9 protein-coding genes and 1 pseudogene are annotated in these 6,091 nt (G+C 61.4%); all 10 read right to left on the reverse strand.

The features are described from left to right. Positions 1-39: 39 nt before the first annotated feature. Entirely contained in the window at positions 40-342 is a 303-nt protein-coding gene (locus ON44_RS34205) for a BrnT family toxin (RefSeq protein ID WP_157187414.1), read from the reverse strand. A 79-nt stretch (positions 343-421) separates the two neighbouring features. Beyond that, positions 422-595, reverse strand: coding sequence for a hypothetical protein (locus tag ON44_RS50740; protein ID WP_157187415.1), 174 nt, complete (start codon positions 593-595; stop codon positions 422-424). Between the two features lie 168 nt (positions 596-763). Then, a complete protein-coding gene (locus ON44_RS52955; protein ID WP_306306532.1) occupies positions 764-1,240 on the reverse strand; it encodes a helix-turn-helix domain-containing protein in 477 nt (158 codons plus the stop codon). Positions 1,241-1,287: 47 nt separating this feature from the next. Next, positions 1,288-1,432, reverse strand: a pseudogene (locus ON44_RS52960) (translation initiation factor IF-2 N-terminal domain-containing protein); the annotation flags it as partial. Positions 1,433-1,803: 371 nt separating this feature from the next. Then, entirely contained in the window at positions 1,804-2,514 is a 711-nt protein-coding gene (locus ON44_RS47235; protein WP_218007678.1) for a pentapeptide repeat-containing protein, read from the reverse strand. Positions 2,515-2,608: 94 nt separating this feature from the next. Beyond that, positions 2,609-2,929, reverse strand: a complete 321-nt coding sequence (locus ON44_RS34220; protein WP_040698358.1) for a hypothetical protein — start codon at positions 2,927-2,929, stop codon at positions 2,609-2,611. Positions 2,930-3,031: 102 nt separating this feature from the next. Then, positions 3,032-3,253, reverse strand: coding sequence for a sigma factor-like helix-turn-helix DNA-binding protein (locus tag ON44_RS34225; protein WP_245567453.1), 222 nt, complete (start codon positions 3,251-3,253; stop codon positions 3,032-3,034). Positions 3,254-3,297: 44 nt separating this feature from the next. Further along, positions 3,298-4,179 carry a replication initiation protein gene (locus tag ON44_RS34230; protein ID WP_083898297.1) on the reverse strand — a complete coding sequence of 294 codons (882 nt, stop codon included), beginning with the start codon at positions 4,177-4,179 and terminating at the stop codon, positions 3,298-3,300. 191 nt (positions 4,180-4,370) lie between these two features. After that, positions 4,371-5,327: an aminoglycoside phosphotransferase family protein gene (locus ON44_RS34235; RefSeq protein WP_040698362.1), complete on the reverse strand. Its 957-nt coding sequence runs from the start codon at positions 5,325-5,327 to the stop codon at positions 4,371-4,373. Next, positions 5,328-6,091 (reverse strand): glycosyltransferase family protein (locus ON44_RS34240; protein ID WP_169338127.1); only part of this gene is annotated, 764 nt, incomplete at its 5' end.

Here is a 6,091-nt window from a genome sequence, read left to right on the forward strand (position 1 = left end):
CTCGCGGGCTGCCTTGATTTTGGATTCGGTGTTCATTTGCTACCTGGCCTTTCGCTCGTAGGCCTTTCGTTCGATCTCCTCCATGTCGCGAGCGGTGACCACGTATGACCGGCCGTCCATGGCTTCGGCGAGGACAACGAAGAGGTAGCGGCCGGCGTAGGTCTTGCCCAGCAGCACCGTCGTGTCTTCGCGACCTCGGTAGTAGTGATGAGGTCGGCGGGCTGCCTCTTCCACCTCGGACGGTATGACGTTGTGGCGCGCGATGTGCGCTTCGGACTCGTCGCTCCAGAGGAACTCGAACACAATCCAGCGTATCACGTTCGAAATACAGACCAGGTCCAACTCATTTGTATATGCGCATTTATGAATATTTAAGTCAAGAGCTTCGCCGTTGGAAAGACTGGGGCGTTTTTTTCTGGTGCTACTTGCTCTGCTTGTTCGCCTTGGCCAGCCGGATCGCGCGCTCGTTCATGCGGTCCGACAGCAAAGGCAGAACTGCCACCAAGAGCTCCGTGAACGGCGGAAGAGCCCGCTTCACGAAGTAGCCCAAGGCGGTCAGCAGAGGCGTAGCACCAAGGAGCACAGCAAGCTCCAAGGCGCCACCTCCCTCTTTCCGGGGTGGTGAACCCGAACCATCGCAGGCCGGGCCATGGACCGCAGCGGGATTCGCTGCGGAGTTTGTGGCCGGACATGACGAGGGCCCGCTCGACGAGCGGGCCCCGATGTGTCGCGGTCGGTTGAGAAGAGTAGGTCGTGAGTTCGTTTACGACGCGGTGCGTCGCCCAGCTGCGAGCACGCTCCCGATTGTGAAAACGTGGCTACGACGACCTTGGCGTACGGGCACGAGATGATGGCGGGCGGGCACGAGATGACCTCGCGTGACCCAGCTACGCACAGTCGAGGGAGCAACGTCGAGAAGCTTGGCGGCTTCGGTGGTGGTGATCAATCGGTTGAAGTAATTCGCCGGCACCTCGAGCCGCGGCCAGATCGGTGATGTGTTCGTTCTGTGGTGTATCCGAAGTCGGACTCTTTCGAGATCGTCTCTGTCGTAGAGCGCTGCTCGGCCGCGATGGCCGACATTTTGTAGGTAGCCGCGAGAGACCCACTTGCGGATGGTCGCTGGCTTCACTCTGATGATGTCCCATGCCTCCCGTGCCGTGACCAACTGCGGCTCCTCCTCCTGCATCAACAGTTCGGCTGGCGGATGTGGCCGAGGAGTGGCGGCGGCGTAGCTGGGCATCGACAGCGGATTCCGCCGACCGGTGTACTTTCCGCTGGCGACCAAGTCGCGCACGCGACGTGCGACGGGGGCTTCGAGCGTCGATGACGCCGACTTCACGAATTCGCCTTGCGCCTGGAGTGTTGCGAGCAGGTCTTGGCTTGTGAGACCGAGTTGTTTGGCCAATTCATGTACGCGGACCTTGCCTGCCATTGCTCTCCCTCGCTGCGATTACGCCAAGCGTTCTAAGTGTGACAGTTTGCGTCAAATGAGTGTGACAGTGCGTCAATTGACCGCTGTATGGCCATGCTTGGAGGCGGAGATGATTCGGTATATGACCTGTTCAGGGCATAAAAAAACCCCGGAATAGTCCGGGGTGAATCTGGTTTTGGGCGCACAAGATCGCCACACAGCTATGTTGCATTACGTGTGACAAGTTGTCAATCCGTCCTGGCGATTCCGTCCGCTCATCATTGCCCGAGCTGGGCGTATCGAGGCTCTGACCGCCGATAACATTCCCTTATCGGAGGTCAGAAACCTGATGTGCAACGCGCTTTCTGCCCATCCTCATGCGGGAGTGACGGTCAGTGATCGACGAGAGTGTCGACTTGCTGTCCGGTGGGATTCAAGATGTAGACCCCCGCGCGCAGCTCAACCGAGTGGGCCCGAATCTCGTCGACATCCCGGCGACCCCATCGGGTCTCGCTCGACCACATCAGCGCGGTGATCACGTCTGTCCGCGGCAGGTTCGCGTCGGTCAGATTCGCGTCGGTCAGGTCCGCGCCGGTCAGGTCCGCGCCGGTCAGGTCCGCGCCGGTCAGGTCCGCGCCGGTCAGCTTCGCGCCGGTCAGGTCCGCGTCGGTCAGGTCCGCGTCGGTCAGGTCCGCGTCGGTCAAGATCGCGCCACGCCTGTCCGCGCCGATCAGATTCGCGCCGCGCAGGTCTGAGCGGCCCAGGCTTGCGTTGCGCAGGTCCGCTTCGCGCAGGTCCGCGCCGGTTAGGTCCGCGCCGCGCAGGTCTGTGCCGCTCAGCTTTGCGTTGTGCAGGTCCGCTTCGCGCAGGTTCGCGCTGTTCAGGCTCGCGCCTTCCAGGTTCGCGCCGCTCAGGTTCGCGCGCTCGAGGTCCGCGAAGCTCTGGTCCGTGAAGCTCAGGTTCGCGTAGCGCAGCAGGTCCTCCGAAGGGCTCTTAAAAAACGCAGCAGAGCGTGTCCCGGTACGTCCCGGCTGACGGTATTGATCGGCTTGTGATTGGAAGGCGGGCCATGTTCCGGCGAGCATCGACAACAGTCGACGCACAGGTGAATCCGTCACAGCCGTCGTCGCCGGTGCTGGTTGGAAGGCGGGCCATGTTCCGGCGAGCATCGACAACAGTCGACGCCCGTATGACAGCTCATTCATTGCCACCCCCGGAATTGTTCGATGGGAGCGATGATTCGCTGTAGGAGGCAAGCTTTTTCACCAGTACGGGCGCGGCGACCCCGGCTCCGAACGCGGCGGCGTTGGTGCTGATGATGTCGCCGTACGCGATAGCCCATGTCGTCAGACCGGCGACGCCCAGGTTGACTGTCAACCAGCTCAGGTACACGCCCCCGCCAGGGCCGCCGTTGCTTTTGAGCCAGGGCCAGCCTTTGACCCGAGTGCTGTCCTCCAGGTAGGCGATGCCGCAGTTGGCCGCCGCGCCAGCGATCCCCCACAGGGCGTACTGCCACATGCCCACACGGTAAGCGTTGCAGCGCCTTTCAGTGTGGCTTCGCTGATAGGACCCACTTATCGGCGGTCAGAAATCGGACTTACTGGCAGTCGTTTTGGCAGCTCAGCTTGCCTTGGACATCGCCGCCGACGTCCTGTGCAGCAAGGTCGATACCGATCCAATGGAGACACCCAACTCGTCAGCGATCTGCCGGTAGCTGGCACCACTGGCCCGCAGCTCGCGCGCCCGCTGCTGTTTGGCCCTCGCGCGAGCTTCGTAGTCGTCCCGCGGTTCCGCCACGATGTTCCGGATCGATCGCTCGCTGACGCCGAGCTGCTCCGCCATCTCCCGAGCGGTCTTAGTACGACGCTTCCGGTGTTCGGCTGCCATCATTCCTCCAGTGCGGCGAGGACCGTCGCCCGGTCGATAGCACGCTTCTTGTTCGTGGCGACGATCGCGGCTTGGCGCTTCTCGGTCATGATCTTCCCACGAATTGACTGCGTCGTTCGGAACGACTCTTCACTGAAGTTGCGCCAGATCCAGCGACTGATCGACGTCGAAGTGGCCCGCACCTCGGAGAACGGCAGCGGGAAGCCAAACCGGTCGTTGACCTCGTGACGGCAGTAATCGAGCACCAGGTGCTCCCACTCGGCTTGATCGCCGTTGCGATGATGCCACCACATCGGGTACGCCCATCTACGGGCTGTGTCGAACATCGTCACGTTCCGGCCGAGGCCCGACGCCCGCTCAGGCTTGCGCGGCATCTGCCGAGGCGTGGACGGCGTAATCAGATCAGCCAGGTTGTATGCCGCAGCAGGCCCGTAAATGGTTTCCCACGCATCATGGATCGGATTCTTCGTCAGTCGACCCGCATAGGCCGGATCGCCGCCCACCTCAATCCGCAATCCGGCTTCGACGCGCTGGGCGAACCTGAGCGGCGCCAGGTGAGCCGAATCCGTCCGGCACACAGGAGCTTTCAGCCACCATCCGATGTGCCCACGACCGGAAGGCGATTGAGCTACCCAGTTCGGGTCAGGGTGCCCTTTTGGGCGCTCGAACGCGCGAAGGGCAGTGTCCGGGTGGTCAACATCGACCACCAGCGCGCCAATCAACGCGTACGGGGAGTGCTCGATGTAGCGCATCTCGAGCGCGTCTTCGCGCGACATTCGATACTGGCCATCCCTCAGGCGGTTCGTCGCGTGTGGACGATGCGGCAGCAGGACGTCCATCGCCCATTGCCCGTCCGTCATCAGGGTCTGCCGAGGTGCCATGCGGACACCTAACCCCGAAGATCATGTTTGATGCAGTAGGCACGCCGAACCATTTCAGATATCCGGGGGTTCGGGGGCTTGCCCCCAGCTTCCCGGATATCTCTAGAAGCTGGGATTGATGCACTAGGCAACTCGAACCATATAGGATATACATGCAGAAATATGCATATGCGCATTACTATATGAATTCCTCAATCGGCTTGTTTTGCCCAACGTGCCAGCAGGTCTCGAACCTCGCCGAGCGACAGAACAGCGCACCCACATGACTTGGTCCCTGCTGTCACCAGTTCATGGAAGCGTTGGGCTTGGGAATCCAGGCAACTCGGGTCGGCCGTGATGTGTTCGGGAAATCGCGCGGAATCGACGATCAACGATTTCCACGTCTCGATCGTCCGATATTGCCGGAGCAGATCGGACGCGGAGTCGATGTCGTAGAGTTCGAGCCAAAGACCAGTGACTTGGGCCTCGATATCGGCTGTGGGCCATGGCGTCCGGTGCAGGGCTACCGCAGCCTCCCAGATGGGATCTGCGGCTATTGCAAGCTCCCAATCCAGAATCCAGACGCCCTGGTCGTTGACCAGGAGATTGGCTGGATGCAGATCCGAATGAACCAGCGTCAACGCTCGTTCGGACTGCGCGTGGTCTGGGTTCCAGACTTGCTCGATCGGTGGAAGCTGAAGTTCGGCGATTCGGCTGGCGTGTACAGGCGGCAGGGTGGCATAGAGGTTGGAGAGGAAGCGCTGGAACCACACCTGCCAGTCGTAGACGGTGCGGAGCGAGGGCCGGGAGATGTTGCGCGACTGCATCTTTCTGACCTGAGCAAGCAAGTCTGGAACCCAGGCCAGCACATCCGAGCTTTCCAGTGCCGGCCGGGATCCGACGATGAACTGTTCGATCAGGAACTTCTCGCTGGAATACAGAACTTCAGGAACCAGTGCTGTGGTTGTGTAGGCAGCCTTCAATGCGTCGACTTCCGGCATCATCCGAGGGTCGTACCCCTGGTGCACGTCCCCACGTGATCGGCGCAGGAGCGCATCTCCTGCGCTGGTGTGGACCCGGTAGTTGTCGGTGTAGTGACCGCTGAAATCGGCCGTGTGGCTATCGATCCGGCTAAGCAGTTCGTTGGCTTCGCTGGCGGAGATGCGCACCTAAGGCCTCCAGAAGGGGCGTACAGCCTGCCATGAGTCGATGCCCGCTGCGATCGACTCAGGCGGCGTGACCGCGTGAATGAGGTTCCAAGTCGCGAGCAGTCGAGGCAGAGCGAGGCGACGATCCCGCGGGCCTGCCGGAAATAGCGCGTCATACGCCCAGCGGTACGACTGGGCCAACTGACACAGCACGGTGTCGGTGCGCGACAACCACTTGCGGTCGTACTTGCGGCGGGCATTGATGCGAAGGGTTTCTCGCCATATCGATGCCTTGTCGGCGCGGCTGTGGCAATAGCTCAGGTGACTCACGAACCACGTTGGCCGGCCAGTCTGCGCCAGGCGATGGCACAGATCGCCTTCTTCGTTGAACATGAACCACCGCTCATCGAACCCACCTACTGCGTCGAACGCGTCCTTGGGGATGAGCAGGAACGCCCCCATGACCCAGTCCACGACCCGGTCGTGGGTGTAGCCAGCCGGAGATCGCTGGAGCAGCTGCTTCTTTCGAGCCTTCTGCCACTCGAGCCGCGGCGACGGGAACTCATCCCACGACCAGACGAGATCGCCGCTGAATGAGTTCTGTCGAATGCCGACAACACCAAAATCGTCCAGTCCCTGGACGTATTGGAGGAGATCCGCGAGATCACTATTCAGAGCTGTATCCGGATTGAGAATCAGGATCATCTCGACAGGGCGGTCGATCGCACGGACACCGTCGTTGCATCCTGCGCCGAATCCGACGTTGTCACCAGCTACAACCTGGG

This window comes from Nocardia vinacea NBRC 16497, from assembly GCF_000308835.1.
GTDB classification, from domain to species: Bacteria; Actinomycetota; Actinomycetes; order Mycobacteriales; family Mycobacteriaceae; genus Nocardia; species Nocardia vinacea.